16 protein-coding genes and 1 tRNA gene are annotated in these 15,157 nt (G+C 64.4%); 4 read left to right on the forward strand and 13 right to left on the reverse strand.

Annotation, left to right across the window (positions count from 1 at the left end; translation table 11 throughout):
- Nucleotides 1-47: 47 nt before the first annotated feature.
- The 3 genes from folD to AC0L3X_RS20355 are packed head-to-tail and all read right to left on the reverse strand — an operon-like array spanning nucleotide 48 to nucleotide 1,608.
- Complete coding sequence (gene folD, locus AC0L3X_RS20345; RefSeq protein WP_231143756.1) at nucleotides 48-932, reverse strand: bifunctional methylenetetrahydrofolate dehydrogenase/methenyltetrahydrofolate cyclohydrolase FolD; 885 nt, start codon at nucleotides 930-932, stop codon at nucleotides 48-50.
- 1 nt (nucleotide 933) lies between these two features.
- On the reverse strand, nucleotides 934-1,302 hold the full coding sequence (locus AC0L3X_RS20350) for a DUF167 domain-containing protein (RefSeq protein WP_063980343.1): 369 nt from the start codon (nucleotides 1,300-1,302) through the stop codon (nucleotides 934-936).
- Nucleotides 1,303-1,317: 15 nt separating this feature from the next.
- Nucleotides 1,318-1,608 (reverse strand): YggT family protein, encoded by a 291-nt coding sequence (locus tag AC0L3X_RS20355; RefSeq protein ID WP_007598721.1) that lies wholly within the window; start codon nucleotides 1,606-1,608, stop codon nucleotides 1,318-1,320.
- Between the two features lie 184 nt (nucleotides 1,609-1,792).
- Between AC0L3X_RS20355 and AC0L3X_RS20360 the strand changes: the two genes are divergently transcribed.
- Nucleotides 1,793-1,868, forward strand: a tRNA-Ala gene (locus AC0L3X_RS20360).
- A 242-nt stretch (nucleotides 1,869-2,110) separates the two neighbouring features.
- Here the strand turns inward: AC0L3X_RS20360 and AC0L3X_RS20365 are convergent.
- The 7 genes from AC0L3X_RS20365 to AC0L3X_RS20395 all read right to left on the reverse strand — a co-directional run bounded on the left by AC0L3X_RS20365 (nucleotide 2,111) and on the right by AC0L3X_RS20395 (nucleotide 9,876).
- Nucleotides 2,111-2,923, reverse strand: a complete 813-nt coding sequence (locus tag AC0L3X_RS20365) for an enoyl-CoA hydratase (protein ID WP_063980342.1) — start codon at nucleotides 2,921-2,923, stop codon at nucleotides 2,111-2,113.
- Nucleotides 2,924-3,035: 112 nt separating this feature from the next.
- A complete protein-coding gene (locus AC0L3X_RS20370; protein WP_063980341.1) occupies nucleotides 3,036-3,830 on the reverse strand; it encodes a glutamine amidotransferase in 795 nt (264 codons plus the stop codon).
- 191 nt (nucleotides 3,831-4,021) lie between these two features.
- Nucleotides 4,022-4,801 carry an SDR family NAD(P)-dependent oxidoreductase gene (locus AC0L3X_RS20375; RefSeq protein WP_063980340.1) on the reverse strand — a complete coding sequence of 260 codons (780 nt, stop codon included), beginning with the start codon at nucleotides 4,799-4,801 and terminating at the stop codon, nucleotides 4,022-4,024.
- 231 nt (nucleotides 4,802-5,032) lie between these two features.
- On the reverse strand, nucleotides 5,033-5,521 hold the full coding sequence (locus AC0L3X_RS20380) for a tellurite resistance TerB family protein (RefSeq protein WP_063980339.1): 489 nt from the start codon (nucleotides 5,519-5,521) through the stop codon (nucleotides 5,033-5,035).
- Nucleotides 5,522-5,642: 121 nt separating this feature from the next.
- Entirely contained in the window at nucleotides 5,643-7,052 is a 1,410-nt protein-coding gene (locus AC0L3X_RS20385) for an adenylate/guanylate cyclase domain-containing protein (RefSeq protein ID WP_063980338.1), read from the reverse strand.
- A 51-nt stretch (nucleotides 7,053-7,103) separates the two neighbouring features.
- Nucleotides 7,104-8,471, reverse strand: coding sequence for a cytochrome P450 (locus tag AC0L3X_RS20390; protein WP_063980337.1), 1,368 nt, complete (start codon nucleotides 8,469-8,471; stop codon nucleotides 7,104-7,106).
- Between the two features lie 34 nt (nucleotides 8,472-8,505).
- On the reverse strand, nucleotides 8,506-9,876 hold the full coding sequence (locus tag AC0L3X_RS20395; protein ID WP_063980336.1) for a hypothetical protein: 1,371 nt from the start codon (nucleotides 9,874-9,876) through the stop codon (nucleotides 8,506-8,508).
- 148 nt (nucleotides 9,877-10,024) lie between these two features.
- On the opposite strand from AC0L3X_RS20395, the gene AC0L3X_RS20400 reads away from it, so the two are divergent.
- A complete protein-coding gene (locus AC0L3X_RS20400; protein ID WP_063980335.1) occupies nucleotides 10,025-11,713 on the forward strand; it encodes an MFS transporter in 1,689 nt (562 codons plus the stop codon).
- A 100-nt stretch (nucleotides 11,714-11,813) separates the two neighbouring features.
- Here AC0L3X_RS20400 and AC0L3X_RS20405 read toward each other — a convergent pair whose 3' ends face one another.
- Together AC0L3X_RS20405 and AC0L3X_RS20410 are read right to left on the reverse strand one after the other, a co-directional pair.
- Nucleotides 11,814-12,029, reverse strand: coding sequence for a hypothetical protein (locus tag AC0L3X_RS20405; protein WP_063980334.1), 216 nt, complete (start codon nucleotides 12,027-12,029; stop codon nucleotides 11,814-11,816).
- Between the two features lie 162 nt (nucleotides 12,030-12,191).
- Nucleotides 12,192-12,515 carry a hypothetical protein gene (locus AC0L3X_RS20410; RefSeq protein WP_063980333.1) on the reverse strand — a complete coding sequence of 108 codons (324 nt, stop codon included), beginning with the start codon at nucleotides 12,513-12,515 and terminating at the stop codon, nucleotides 12,192-12,194.
- A gap of 253 nt (nucleotides 12,516-12,768) precedes the next feature.
- Between AC0L3X_RS20410 and AC0L3X_RS20415 the strand changes: the two genes are divergently transcribed.
- Nucleotides 12,769-13,824: a polysaccharide deacetylase family protein gene (locus tag AC0L3X_RS20415; RefSeq protein WP_063980332.1), complete on the forward strand. Its 1,056-nt coding sequence runs from the start codon at nucleotides 12,769-12,771 to the stop codon at nucleotides 13,822-13,824.
- Between the two features lie 74 nt (nucleotides 13,825-13,898).
- Here the strand turns inward: AC0L3X_RS20415 and AC0L3X_RS20420 are convergent, their stop codons facing one another.
- Nucleotides 13,899-14,264 carry a hypothetical protein gene (locus AC0L3X_RS20420; protein WP_063980331.1) on the reverse strand — a complete coding sequence of 122 codons (366 nt, stop codon included), beginning with the start codon at nucleotides 14,262-14,264 and terminating at the stop codon, nucleotides 13,899-13,901.
- 218 nt (nucleotides 14,265-14,482) lie between these two features.
- Here AC0L3X_RS20420 and AC0L3X_RS20425 point away from each other — a divergent pair, with 218 nt between their 5' ends.
- Nucleotides 14,483-15,139: a class I SAM-dependent methyltransferase gene (locus tag AC0L3X_RS20425; RefSeq protein WP_187387859.1), complete on the forward strand. Its 657-nt coding sequence runs from the start codon at nucleotides 14,483-14,485 to the stop codon at nucleotides 15,137-15,139.
- Nucleotides 15,140-15,157: the final 18 nt, after the last annotated feature.

Below are 15,157 nucleotides of genomic sequence, written 5' to 3' on the forward strand. Positions count from 1 at the left end.
GCTTGAATTCCGACCTCTCCCCGCAAGCGGGGAGAGGTGAAGAAAACCTAACCCGCCGGCTTCGGCAGCCCTGCGATCGCGCACGCCGCGCGCAGCGTATTCACCAGCAGGCAGGCGACCGTCATCTGGCCAACGCCACCCGGCACCGGCGTGATCGCGCCGGCAACGGCGAGTGCTTCCTGATACGCGACATCGCCGACGAGACGGGTCTTGCCGTCGTCCTTGGGGATACGGTTGATGCCGATATCGATCACGGTCGCGCCCGGCTTCAACCAGTCGCCGCGCACCATCTCCGGCTTGCCGACCGCGGCATAAACAAGGTCGGCGCGCTTCACGAGCCCGGGCAGATCGCGCGAGCGCGAATGCGCGATGGTCACCGTGGCATTCTCGTTGAGCAGCAATTGCACCAGCGGACGGCCGACCAGATTGGAGCGGCCGATCACGATGGCATTCATGCCTTCAAGCGAGGCGTGGACGCTCTTGGTCAGGATGATCGAGCCGAGCGGCGTGCAAGGCGACAGCGCTTCAAAGCCGCCGGCGAGCCGGCCGGCATTGTTCGGATGCAGGCCGTCGACATCCTTGGCGGGATCGATGGCGTTGATGACGGCCTCGGTGTTCAGGCCCTTCGGCAGCGGCAGTTGCACCAGAATGCCGTGCACGGCGGGATCGCGGTTGAGTTTTGCGACGACGGCCAGCAGATCGGCCTGCGACACGTCGGCCGGCAGCTTGTGCTCGAACGAGGCCATGCCGGCCGCCTGCGTCTGGGTGTGCTTGGAGCGGACATAGACCTCGCTGGCGGGGTCGTTGCCGACCAGAACCACCGCGAGGCCCGGCACCAGATTGTGTTCGCGCTTGACGCGGGCAACCTCGTCAGCGACGCGCGCGCGGAGTTCCGCAGCGATGACTTTTCCATCGATGATCTTGGCCGTCATGTCAGTTCCCTTGGTCTGTCGGTTTGGCGTCTGCCGATCTGGCTTGGGCGAGCTTGCGCAGGGCTTCGCCGAGTCGCGCCGGATCGCCGTCGACCGCGATCTGCTTCAGCCGCGAGGTGGCACCGGATAGCAGCTTTACACTGGCCTTGGGGACGCCGAGCGATTTCGCCAATAGCACCAGAACGGCCTTGTTGGCCTCGCCGCCATCGGCGATCGCGCGCACCCGCACCTTGAGCACGCTGCGGCCGTCGGCCAATTGCTCGATCCCGTCGATGTCGTCGCGGCCGCCGCGCGGCGTCACCCGCAGCGCGATGCTGATTCCTGCGACCGAATAGCGCCAGGGTTCCTTGAAGGCCTCTTTCGCAACCAAGGCGCTCCCGCCTGCTTAGATCACGTTCGGGTAGATGTAATACAGGATCACCCGCTCGATGAACATGATGAGCAGGATCAGGATGATCGGCGAGATATCGAGGCCGCCGAGGCTGGGCAGGAAATTGCGAATCGGCGCCAGCACCGGCTCGGTGATCCGGTACAGGAACTCCGCCACCGCCGAAACGAACTGGTTGCGGGTGTTCACGACGTTGAAAGCGATCAGCCAGGACAGGATCGCGGAGGCGATCAGCAGCCAGACGTAGAGGTCGAGCACGATGATGACGATGTCGAGAACGGCACGCATTGAAGACTCTGGCTTTCGGTCGGGATTGACGCTTTTTGCTAGATATCGGTTCCCCCCGGCCCAAACAAGGGAAGTCAGTGCCGGGGATGGTTAAAACCGGGTCACACCCGTCCTTGACTTGACCTTGGCGGGGACTTAAATGGCGCCCGGTTGTCGGCCGCATTCACCAGAGCGGCCGCCAAACGGGGCCATAGCTCAGCTGGGAGAGCGCGTCGTTCGCAATGACGAGGTCGGCGGTTCGATCCCGCCTGGCTCCACCAGCCTTCGCTCGCTTCGCGAGCTACGGCTAGGCAAGCCAGCCGAGCTCCCTCGTAGCGAAGCGAGCGAAGGCTGTCCCGCCATAGCCCGAAGGGCGACGGCGGACCCCATCCACCATCACTGACATTCGCGAGCTACCGCTAGGCAAGCCAGCCAAGCTCCCTCGTAGCGAAGTGAGCGAAGGCTGTCCCGCCATAGCCCGAAGGGCGACGGCGGACCTTTTCCCCGAGTTCAGCCAGCCCCCCTACTTCCCCGTGAACCTCGGCGGCCGCTTCTCCATGAAGCTCGCGACCCCCTCCCGGAAATCGCTGCCGTTCAACGCGACCATCATCTCGCGGTTGGCCTCGATCGTGGCCTCCGCCAGGGTCTGGAACGGCACCTCGTAGAGCTGGCGCTTGATCACGGCCATCGCGCTCGGGGAAACCATGTCGGCGAGGTCGCGCGCATAGGCGTAGGTCTCCTCGCGCAGCTTCTCCGGCGAGCAGAGCCGGTTCACCAGGCCGATCCGCAGCGCCTCCTCGCTCGACACGCGGCGGGCCGAGAGCAGCAGATCCATCGCATTGGCGTGGCCGACGATGCGCGGCAGCATCCAGGACATGCCATGCTCGGCGATCAGTCCGCGCCGCGCGAAGGCTGTCGTGAAGACGGTATTGTCGGCGGCAAAGCGCAGGTCGCAATAAAGCGCGTGCACGAGGCCGATGCCGGCGGTCGCGCCGTTGAGCATGGCGATGACGGGTTTTCCGATCGATGGATAGAAGCCGTAACGCGTCTGCCAGTCCGGCCGGCGATTCATGTCGAAGGGCGGCAGGTTCGAGGCACGCCTGACGTCGTTGGGGTCGAGCCCCTTCAGCGCATCCATGTCGGCGCCGGCGCAGAAGGCGCGGCCCGCGCCGGTGAGCACGATGACGCGGACATCGTCATCGGCGCTCGATGCTTCCATCGCATGGCGCACGTCGCGCTCCATCGTCGGCGTCCACGCATTCATGCGATCAGGGCGATTGAGCGTGATGGTCGCGACCTTGTCGCTCACCTCATACAAAATGTGTTCATAGGCCATGACGCTCTCCCTGTGTCTGCCGGCACGCGTTCGCGCGCGCTCGTTAGGAACGAGCCTAGCATATCCAGGGATCAGGCAAGGCCTTGCGCGAAGGCCTTGCGCAGAGGCGCGATCACTCGGCGGCTTGCGCCAGCACCTGCCGGCGCGCCAGCCAGCCATCGATGAAATGATCGAGCCAGGCCCGCTCCGCAACGTCGTACACGGCACGGTCCGCGAAATGATGATGCCGCTCGCGCGCGCCGGGCGCGCTGAGGCCGTCATAGCCGCGCGTGGTCCAGCAATGCATCATCGCGCAGGTCACGTCAGGATGAAACTGCACCCCGAAAGCATTGCCGGTGCGGAACGCCTGGATCGGAAAATCATCGCCTTCCGCAAGCAGCTCAGCGCCGACGGGCAGTTCAAATCCTTCGCGATGCCAGTGATAGACCTGCGCCGGCCAATTCGGGCAGAGCGCGTGGCCCGCCGCGGTCGGGCGGATCGGATAGTAGCCGATCTGGGTCAGCGCCTGCGCATGCGGTGCGACGCGGGCCCCCAACTGCATCGCCAGCATCTGCGCGCCGAGGCAGATACCAAGGAACGGCCGCTGTTCGCGGAGCGGAATTTCGATCCAGTCGATCTCGCGGCGGATGTAGTCGTCGGGATCGTTGGCGCTCATCGGACCGCCGAAAAAAACAGCGCCGGCATGCTGGTCGAGCGTGTCGGGCAGGGGATCGCCGAAGCGCGGCCGGCGAATGTCGAGGCGATGGCCGAGCGCGCGCAGCCCATTGCCGACGCGGCCGGGCGTCGAGGATTCCTGATGCAGGATGATCAGAACCGGCAACCGGGCTTCGGAGGCGGCGGCGCTCGGCGTCCTTCTTGGGAAGGGCACCAATTCTGCGCCACCAAACCTGTCCGTCCGGAACGACATGGCCTCTGCGAGTGCTATCGGTTCAGACCGCCAGCATAACTAAGCGGTAGTTAACATCGTGTGAGTTCGCGCACACGCGTCCCGATATTGAAGCAAGCTCCGGGCCACTAAGGAGCTCTGAGCTTTCTTTAAAGCGTTTTCGAGCGAAGTGGGTACCGGTTCGCGTAAAGAAAACGCGTCAAAACAAGGAATCAGTGCCTCTGCCTCTGGAACCGGCTGGTGGCGGACAGGATGAAGCCGCGCGGGAAGAAACGCAGCGCGAACGGCACGATCTTGATGCCGAGACCAGGCAACACTGCCCGTTTGTTGGCCATCAGGCCGCGATAAGCTTGTTGCGCAACTTCGGCGGCAGACACGTTGAGAAGAGCCGTATCATGACCGGACCCGACGCCGGCGCGCGCCTGGAATTCGGTGGGCACCGGACCCGGGCAAAGTACGGTGACGCGAACGCCGCGCGGCGCGAGCTCCGCCCGCAAGGCCTCGGTGAGGGAAATCACATAGGCCTTGGACGCGTAGTACACGGCCATGCCGGGGCCGGGCAGAAAGCCCGCGACCGATCCGACATTGAGAAGACCGCCCTTGTTCCTGATCAGCTGATCGGCAAAGCGCAGCGACAGATCCGTCAGAGCCCGGACGTTGACATCGACGATGCCGACCTGTTCGACGCGGTCGCGCTCGATCGCATCGCCGAACACGCCGAAGCCGGCATTGTTGACGAGATGGTCGAGCTCGACGTCTTCGGCGGCAAGCGCGGCGGCGATCTTCTCGCCCGCATCCGCCTCCTGCAGGTCGCAGGCGATCACGATCGGCTTCTTGCCACCCTTGGCGGCGAGCTCGTTCGCAAGCGCCTCCAGCCGGTCTGCGCGTCGCGCCGTCAGCGCGAGGCGATGCCCGTTGGCGGCGAACACACGCGCCAGCTCCGTGCCGATGCCCGCCGACGCACCGGTGATCAACGTTACCCGCTCAGTCACGATCGAAGTCTCTTGAATTGAAGTTTTTTGGCCCCGCAATGGCGGAACGAGAGCATAGGCCGAGCGCGACAGGCAAGCGTCACCGGCAGCATGGCTGCTTGAGCGGGCAACAGGGAAGCAGGAAAACCACGGATTTTACGGGGAAATCCGGGGCCGGGCTGGCCGACGGGGGTATATTAAAGTTTCGTCATGTGGTCAGCACAACCGCCGATAATACCGCGTCGAGACGGCTCAACCCCCGACGGCGCCGTCCTTGACCTGACCACCGGCGCGATTTGCGACCGCATGCTTGAGGTCGATCCGGTCGCGCTGGGCGATCCCGAGCAGGTCGGACGCGCGCCAGACGACGTTATCCTCGAACTCGGACACCTGGCCATCGGCATAGACCAGCTCCCACATCATCTGGACGATGCGCTTGCGGCCCTCTTCGTCGAGCGAGCGCATGATGACGCTGGTGAAGTGATAGAGGTCGACGGCCTCGCCCTCGACCTGGGTAGCGTCCGCAATCAGGCGATCGGCGGTACCGCGATCCAGCCCGAAATGGCTTTCGATCAGGCTGTGCAGCTTGCGCTGCTCGGTCGCCGTCGGCTGACCGTCCAGCGAGACCACGTGAACCAGCAGCGCGGTGGCCGCAAGCCGGTAATCGCCATCGCCGAAAGCACGATCCGCGGCATGAGGAGCCACAATGTCAGCGATGAATTGGCGCAGGCCGTCGAGCATAGGATCCTACCGAAAACGATGAAGCCGCGGGGGTGCGGCCGCCACCAGCGTTATATGAGTGGGAAACTCAACCGCCGCAACGTGCGTCAGCTCCGCGCGGGCATTACCTTTCGGCAATCTGTCACGGTATCTCGTACACCACCATCTTGTCGGCGATGCCGCGCAGGGCCGCCTGCTTCTGGATCGGCTTGATCGCGCGCTGCTCGAGCACCTCGGCGACTGCGGGCGCATCGAGCACGGGGCCCGTGATGTGGATCTCCTGCGCCGTCGACAGGCTCTGGACGCGAGCGGCGATGTTGACGGTCTGGCCGAAATAATCCTGGCGTTCGTTGAGCATCACCGCAAGGCACGGGCCTTCATGGATGCCGATCTTGACGATGAGATCGTCGGTGCCGCGCTGCCTGTTGAGCTCGTCCATCGCGGACCGCATGCGCAGGCCCGCGACGATGGCGTGCTCGGGGCGGACGAAGGTCGCCATCACGGCGTCGCCGATCGTCTTCACCACCGCGCCCTTCTCGGAGGAGATGATCTCGAGCAGCGCATGGAAATGCGCGCGCACGAGATCGAAGGCGGCGAGATCGCCGACGCGCTCGTAGAGCGCGGTCGAGCCCTTCAAATCGGTGAACAGGAATGTCAGCGACGTGATCTGGAGCCGCTGGTCGAGGCTGAGATTGTCCGCCTTGAAGACATCGCGAAACGTCTGGTTCGACAGCATGCGCTTGGCGGTGAGGAACGGCTTGCGCTTGCCGATGAGATGATGGAGCGCCTCGGCCGCGATGAACACCGACGGCAACACGCGCACGCCGGCCTGGTTCTCCAGCGACAGCCGCAGCGGCCCCGGCCGCATGGTCGTCGTCCCTGTCGGAGCCTGCACCTTGTTGTACATGATCGCGAACTGCTGGCGCTCCTTGGTCGGCTCGCCCTGGACGTCGATGAAATGGGCTGCGTGCGTCACCGGCTCGAAGATGATGATGAAGTCGCCCGGCAGTTGCAGCGACATGGTCGCTTTCTCGCCCGCCGGAAGCTCGAGTGTATCGAGCGTCACCTCGTTGGCGAGCGTCGCGAAGGATTCCTTGTTGAAGTCGACGCCGGAACTCCAGAATACCTGCTTGAAATATTCCCACACCGGAAGCGTATCGGGATCGTGCGCTGCGATGCGCCGCACGCGCGGATTGACGGTGAAGGAGACCTCGACCTGATCGTCGACCGACGCCTTGTAGCCGCAGGCGCAGAGCGCGCAGTGATAATCGTCCGGCTTGAGCGCCTTCAGCGTCGAATGGGCACCCAGCACGCCGCCGCAGCCCGGACAGAGCACATTCCAGCCGAGATCGAACAGTCCGAGCCGCGCCGCATGCAGGAAGGTGGAGATCGTGTGCTCTTCGTCGAGGCCATGCTGCCTGGAGAAATCGAGGACATTGACGCGGTTGAGCTCGTGATCCTCGCCGTTCTCGATGAGGTGTGCAATCGCGTCGACCACCTTGGCGTCGGCGGTCTGCTTCAGAACGGAAAACTGGGCCTGGATGTCGCTCATGGCGGAGGCTCTATCTGGGGTGGATCGCGCCATCGGGCAGACGAATGTCTGTCACCGACGCGTGATGCGGAACAAGGGTGAGTGGTCCGGCTGGGTCGTCACGACGCCGAGCGGGATCACCGGAACCCTGTCGGCAAGCTCGATACGGAAGGCGCCGATCAACCGGGCCAGCGCCAGCACGGATTCGGCTTGCGCGAACGGCGCGCCGATGCAGACGCGCGGACCCGCGCCGAACGGCAGGTAAGCGAAACGGTCGGGCGCCTCGTTCGACATGAAGCGTTTGGGAATGAAGGCGTTCGGCTGATCCCACAGCTTCTCATGCCGGTGCAGCAGCCAGGGCGCGATCATGATGATGTCGCCCTTGCCGATCTCGACGCCGGCCGCATTGTCCTTCTCGCGCGCGGCGCGCGCGACCAGGAAGGCCGGCGGATAGAGCCGCATGGTCTCCTCGATCACCGCACGGGTGAACTTCTGGCGATCGATGTCGGCCATGCTGTCGAGGTGCTCGCCGTGGGTCTCGGAGGCAACTTCCTCCTGCGTCTCCGGATCGAGCGCGAGCAGATAGAGCGCCCAGAACAGCGCCGTCGCCGTGGTCTCGTGACCCGCCAGGATCATGGTCGCGACCTCGTCGACGAGTTGCGCGTCCGAAAAGCCCTTGCCGGTTTCGGGATCGCGCGCCGCGTCCATGAGATCGAACAGGTCGCGCGGCGGCGCGCCGTCCTTCTTGCCCATCGTGCGGCGCTCGGCGATCAGCATCGCGACGAATTCGGTCCAACGCTTGCGGAAGCGCGCGCGGGCAAAATCCATCGGGGTCGGCCAGGACACCGGCAGCAGCATGTCGAGGAAATAGGGCCGTCCGAGCCGCGCGCCGTATTCCATGACGAAGTTGCGCAAGGTCGGGCCGTGACGGTCCATGCCGAACGAGAACATCGTGCGTCCGGCGATCTCCAGCGTCATACGCTGCATCGTCTCGCGCAGATCGACCGGCTCGCTTGTTCGCGCATCGAGCTTTGTGATGGTCTCGTCGAGCACCGCGGTCATATGCGGGACGAGATTTGCGGTCGCACGCGGCGTGAAGGCCGGCGCGAGCGTACGGCGCTGATGCGCCCAGGCGTGGCCTTCCGCGATCAGAACTCCTTCGCCGAGCACCGGACGCAGCATGCGGATCCCCGCCGGCGTGCGCGTGTAGTTTTCATAATTGCTGAGCAGGACATGCCGAATTGCATTCGGCTGATTCAGAATGAAGCTGTTGTGGAGGAAAAAGCGGCCCTTGATGACCTCTTCTTCGTAGGCACGCTGGCCCCAGGTCGCGATCATGTTCTGCTTGAGGACCGCGACCCGGCCGAGAAACGACATGTCGTCGGGCGCACGCGGCGGGGTCGGAGGGATGATGGGCCGACGCACACTGGCGATGTTCATGGCTCTCTCCCGCAGATATGACCCAAGCCAATAGCTAGTAAGTCAGCTCGGCAATCGCAATCCTGTTCTCGGAGGCGGGCCAGGCACGCGCCACAATTCGTTCTTCGCCGAACTGGGCCACGACGTTACGCCCGGCCTCCGCGGCCGGGAGCCGCAAGGTTGCTGCCGAATCCGTGGGCACACCCGGCTTGACGTCGGCCGGCTCCTTGCCGTCGAGCAGCACCACGTCCCGCGGCAGGCCGAAATAGCCGCGCGGGCGTGACATGATCACGACGGCGCCGGCATCCTTGTCCGCCGGCCCGAGCGGGCGCGCGGCACGCAGATGCACGACATCGGACGAGCGCGGGAAGGGCGTGCGGTAGATATGCGTCGTCGGCGCGTCCGGCGATGTCAGGACGAATTCGAGGAACCAGGAAGGCTCGACCTGCGCCGGACCCCAGCGGCCGTCGGCGCCGGTCTTCGCGCTGTGCACCGCGCTGCCTTTGCGCTCCCCGGTATCAGGATCAACGCGGAAGACATCGACGGTTGCACCTGCCACCGGGCGATTGGTCGACACGCCGCCTGGCGTACCGGTCACAAGGCCGCTCAAACTGACGCTCTGCTCCGGCACAATCGCGATGCGCGCGGGCTCGCGGCCGGCAATGAATTTGTAGATCTCGCGGAAGGCGCGCGGGTGAAACGCCACTTCGCGATGGTCGAGCGCGCCGAGCACGAGATTGGTGGCGCCCTTCAACTCCGGCCCTTCGACGGTAACACCGGTCGGCGTGCCGGGCTTGCCGATGAAGCGGCCATCCGCCTGGGCGTATTTGTCCATGCCGTCGCTGCGCAGCGTAAGGAAGGCAACACCCGGCGTCACCTCGCTCTCGCCCTCGTTGAGACCGCGCAGAAATGTGCCGCGGCCGTTGAACTCGTTGTTCGGCTGGTCATCGGTCGCGAACACGCCGTGATTGGGTGTGCCGCACAGCACGGCATGGCTGACATCGCCGGCACCGCCGTTCCTGATGACGTTGCGAATCGCATAGCCACCGCGCGAGCTGCCGACCAGCGCCACGCGGGCCGCGCCGGCGCGGCGCTTCAATTCCGCGATGGCCGCCGCGAGTTCGCGGCGCTGGTCCTCGGTCGAGGAGCGCCCCGCTTGCTCGACCTTGTCGTCGCTCCGCGCATTGGGATCAGTGAAGTTGATCGCCATCATGCGATCGCGCGCGACGCCGTTGGATTCCATTCGCCACAAGGTCGTCATCCAGAGCGCGTCGTACTCGCCATTGCCGTGGACGAACAGGACCGGCGGCACCTCGGCAGTCTGAGCCGCGGGCACGGTCTGGGCCAGCGCGCCTGTCCGCAAGCTCGCAACCGCGAAAGGCAAGCTGCCTACTCCCAGCAGGATCGACCGTCGCGACAGCTTCATATGTTTCTCCGGAAAAACCATGTCTTTGTGCCGCTTATAGCGGCCTAACCACTGGACAGCGAAGGACTTTCGCAGGCATCACTGGACTTGCCGGAATCACCCAAAGACCATTCCAAGACCACTTCTGCCAGCCCATATGGAAGGGGATATGACCGAGCAGCCGAACCGTCAGAAATTCGCCGGCGACGGCATCGCCGCACCCCTGCGGTACACCGTGTTCCGGCGCATCTGGCTCGCCAGCCTGCTCTCCAATCTTGGCCTCTTGATCCAGGGCGTGGGCGCGGCCTGGGCGATGACGCAGATGGCGGCCTCGGCCGACAAGGTGGCGCTGGTGCAGACCGCGCTGATGCTGCCGATCATGCTGATCTCGATGCCGGCCGGCGCCATCGCCGACATGTATGACCGGCGCATCGTGACCTTGATTTCGCTCGCGATCGCGCTGATCGGCGCGACTGCGCTGACGGTGCTGGCCTGGCTCAAGCTGATCACCCCGGAAACGCTGCTCGTGTTCTGCTTCGTGGTGGGCAGCGGCAATGCGCTGTTCGGGCCGGCGTGGCAATCCTCGGTCAGCGAGCAGGTGCCGCCCGAATCACTGCCGTCAGCCGTCGCACTGAACGGCATCAGCTACAATATTGCACGCAGCTTCGGTCCCGCGGTCGGCGGCGTCATCGTCGCCTCGCTCGGCGCGGTGGCCGCGTTTGCCTGCAACGCGATCCTCTATCTGCCGCTGCTGGTGGTGCTGCTGCTCTGGCGGCGCAACACCGAGCCCTCGCGCCTGCCGCGGGAGAAGCTCAACCGCGCGATGGTCTCGGGCTTCCGCTACATCACCAATTCGCCGCCGATCAAGATCGTGCTGTTGCGCACGCTGGTGATGGGCCTGATCGGCGGCGCCATCATGGCCCTGATGCCGCTGATCGCGCGCGATTTGCTGCATGGCGGCGCGCAGACCTACGGCATCATGCTGGGTGCCTTCGGCATGGGCGCCGTCGTCGGTGCGCTCAACATCCATGAATTGCGCAAGCGCATGAGCGGTGAAGCGGCGATCCGCGCCTGCACCATCTCGATGGCATTTGCGATGGCCGCGCTCGCCGTGAGCACGGAGCCGGTGTTGACGGCGGCGGCGCTTGTGCTCGCCGGTGCGGTCTGGATGGCGGCGGTCGCGCTGTTCAACATCGGCGTGCAGCTCTCGGCGCCGCGCTGGGTCGCGGGCCGTTCGCTCGCGGCGTTCCAGGCCTCGATATCCGGCGGCATTGCGATCGGCGCCTGGGGCTGGGGCCATCTCACCGATTATGCCGGCGTCGAGGTCGCGCTGCTGACGGCCGCCAGCCTGATGCTGATCTCGCCGGTGCTGGGCATTTGGCTGGCGATGCCGCGCGTCGGCGCCCGCAACGAGGACGCGGACGTGCTCGCCGATCCGGAAGTCAAACTGTCGCTCACGGCGCGCAGCGGGCCGCTGGTGGTCGAGATCGAATATAGGGTGAGCCAAGAGAATGCACGCGCCTTCCACAATGTGATGCAGGACGTGCAGCTCTCCCGGCAGCGCAACGGCGCCTATGGCTGGTCGATCGCGCGCGACATCGCCGACCCCGAATTGTGGACCGAGCGCTACCACTGTCCGACCTGGCTCGATTACTTGCGCCAGCGCAACCGCTCGACGCAGTCCGAACGCGCGTTGCATCAACAGGCGATCGATTTCCACATCGGCCCCGATCCGGTGCGGATCCGCCGCATGCTGGAGCGTCCGTTCGGCTCGGTGCGCTGGAAGGAAGAGACGCCGGATCGTGCCGGCGCCGAGGTGCTGCCGGTGGTCGCGAGCGCGGCGGGAAGCAGCACGTAGGTTTTGGCCTGTAGCCCGGATGGCGCGAAGCGCAATCCGGGACGATCTCACCGCGCGGGCAGACCCCGGATTTCGCTCAGCCGGGCTGCGACGGCACGTCTTACTGCCCGTGATCCGTCAACACCTTGTCGCAGGCTTTGCTGAGGCGGGTACGGTTCTGCTTGAGGCAAGCGAGCACGGCGCCATCGCCATTGTTCATCACGGCACGGCAGAAGCGCGTCACATCGCGCGCGCAGGCATCGTGGCCGGGCTGCTGTTGCGCTGAGGCGCTCGATGCGCACAGAATCAAAGAAACAATGAAAAGAAATCTGGTCATCGCGTAATGCCTCTTACCCCAAGGATGTGCGGGCGAAGCTAGTGCGACGATCCTGGAGCCGCAACGGCTTTATTGCCGAGCGGGACTGGCGCGCGTGGCCCCGGCTTGACGCCGGGAGCACATCGCGAGGGGAGCCAACAACGATCGCCGTTGCGCGTTGTCCTACTGCTTGTCCTGGGCGTCAGCGACCTTGCGTGAGGCGCCCTTTGCGAGGTCCTTGTCCATCACCGCGCGGCAGCCGGCGCTCAGATCAGAGCGATGCTTCATCATGCACGCCGTGATCTTCGGGACGTTGGGGATTTCCGAGGAGCACAGGCGGAAGGCATCGCCGGTGCACTGCTGCTGCGCCTCGGCCGAGAAGGCGAAGCTCGCGGTCGTCGCGACGATCGAGACGATCGCGGCAAAGCCCAGAGCCAGGCTGGTGTCGCGGATCCTACTCGTCAGCAATTTCGCAGAGAAAGACTTGGCCGAAGAAGATTTGGTCATTTGAAGCTCCCATTGGCGCCGCTGGAAGCGAGGCCCGTTGTTGGTGGGAACTACGATGCTCCGGCAAAACAGTTTCCACTGTGATGACGGTCACGGGTGGCCATCCATCTGTGACCTCCGTCACATGGCGCACCTCGCTGAAAATCCGGCGCAAACGCCGTCGTGTTGGTGTCACGTTAACTGTTCCTTCGCATTAATGGCTCGTCGCGCGGGAGATTCCGCAGGGTTGGTTGCGTAATTGGAAAGAATAGCGATGCGTAATGCGTTGGGCCTGATGCTGGCCAGTGTAGTTGCGGCGGTCGTGATCGCCGTCGGCGGTTGGTTTTATTATTCCGCGCGCGCCGATCAGGGCGCCCCCAAAACAACGGCCGCCCGTGCCGCCGATCAATTGCCGGCACAGGCGAAGCTCGCCGCCAAGGATGACGTCGAGACCACCGCGGCGATCGCGGCCAGGCCGACGGCAGTTGCTCAGGCAGCGGCGCCTGCGCCCGCTCCGGCCATGCCGGTGCAGCAGCGGTCGACCTGTGCCAATCCGAACGCGCTGGGCGTTGCCCGCGTGGTCGAGATCGACACCACCGGCGGACCCGGCTTCGGCTTCGAGCATTTCAAGCAGTTCGACTTCCTCACCGACAAGGAGGTCGTGCTGACCTTCGACGACGGTCCGTGGCCGGTCAACACGCCCGCGGTGCTGAAGGCGCTCGGGGATGAATGCACCAAGGGTCTTTTCTTCTCGGTCGGCAAGCACGCGACCTATCATCCCGAAATCCTGCGCCAGGTGCTGGCCCAGGGCCACACGGTCGGCACGCACACGTGGTCGCATGTCAACCTGAACAGCAAGAAGATGACGGAGCAACAGGTCAAGGACGAGGTCGAGAAGGGCTTCAGCGCGGTGAGGTTCGCGCTCGGCACCAATCCGGCACCGTTCTTCCGCTTCCCTCAGCTTCAGCACAATCCGGCGATGGTGAGCTATTTCGGCACCCGCAATGTCGCGATGTTCTCGACCGACATCGACTCCTTCGACTTCAGGAAAGGTGCCACGCCGGAGAAGATCGTCGACAACGTGATGACCAAGCTCGACAAGCTCGGCAAGGGCATCATCCTGATGCACGACTTCCAGAAGCACACCGGCGAAGCGATGCCGGCGCTGCTCGCGCGGCTGAAGGCTGGCGGATACAAGGTCGTGCAGATGAAGGCCAAGGCGACGCTCCAGACGCTGCCGGAATATGACGAGGCGCTGCTGAAGGACCTGAAGGTACCGACCTCGAGCGCGCGTCCGATAACGAGCGTGGTGCAGACGGTGTCGCAGTAAGCCCGAACCGCTTCCTCAATACGCGCATGGCCGGGCTCTTGCCCGGCCATTTGCTTTTGCAGCGGGTCGCGGCCTTACCAGTAGATGCCGTGGCGGTGCAGCTCGCTGATGATGCGGCCTTCGGTCCACGTGCGCTTGTGCTTCGGCTTGCCCGCCTTTGCGGTCTTCGTGGCAGTCGCCGCCGGCGCTGAGGTCGTCGTTGTCGCGGTCACGGCAGGAGCCGTCGCCGCGGCGGGAGCAGGGGCCGAGACTGCCGGCGGACGATCGACGTATTTCGGAGCTTCCGTGGCTGGCGCGACTTCGCTGATTTGTGTCATCGGGGCGATGGTCGTGGTGGCCTGCGGAGCGGCCGTCGCCGTGGCCAGCGACAGGCTGCGGTCGGCGGCATGGGCAGATGCAGAAGCCAGGACCATGGCGGCAACCAGAATGATCTTGCGCATGTGAAATCTCCCCGTGTTTGCGTGACCGGGAAATTAGGGGAGATCTGATCTGCGTTATGTGACTGTCATCACGTAGACTGCGCTCGGTCTTGAACCCGCGATCAGCATCCGCGGCGATCAACCCGCAACGTCATGTCGCGTTTGACGATTGTTTCCAAATATTTCTGATTGTGGCAGACGCTCGACACGTATCAAAAGGCGTGCCGAGTCCGCCCGTTGTGACCTTCATCAAGCGAGTGAAGCGTAAGCTGCTGCCGCCGCGAGAGGTTATTCAGGGGTACGAGAACCCGGAACTGGTTGAAACGATTTTCCTGAAGACAATCAACTACAACCCGGACAGCGACTGGCCGCTGGTCGCGGGCATAAACACGGTTCTGGATTTCGGCGGAGGCGCCGGCCTGCATTACAAGGTGGCGCGCCGGCAATGCCCGGACATTCGATGGGCGGTGGTTGAGACGCCAGCAATGGTGCAGCGCGCCAAGGAGCTTGGCACCGATAGGCTGATGTTTTTCGAGCGCATCGACCAGGCCGCCGACTGGCTCGGCACTGTCGATCTCATCCACTCGAATGGGACCATACAGTACGTCCCGGATGCATTGGAAACCGTCAGAACGCTGTGCTCGGTTCGGCCGGCAATGTTGGCGTGGTACCGCGTTCCGATCAGCGAAGAGACCCGGCGAGAGGTTCAGACCTCGTACCTGAGCGACAACGGTCCAGGATCGTCGCTCGCCTCCAAGGAGAAGCTCGTCAGATACGAGCGCAACTGGATCTCCGAGCAAGCATTCATCCAGGCTCATGAGGGATTTCGCATCACTGAGCGGAGCCCGGATCCCACCGAGCGCGGCACGCAACAATTCAGGTTCGCGCGGGTCTAGCTTGCGACAATACGGGGG

This window comes from Bradyrhizobium sp. MI1.7, assembly GCF_055811795.1.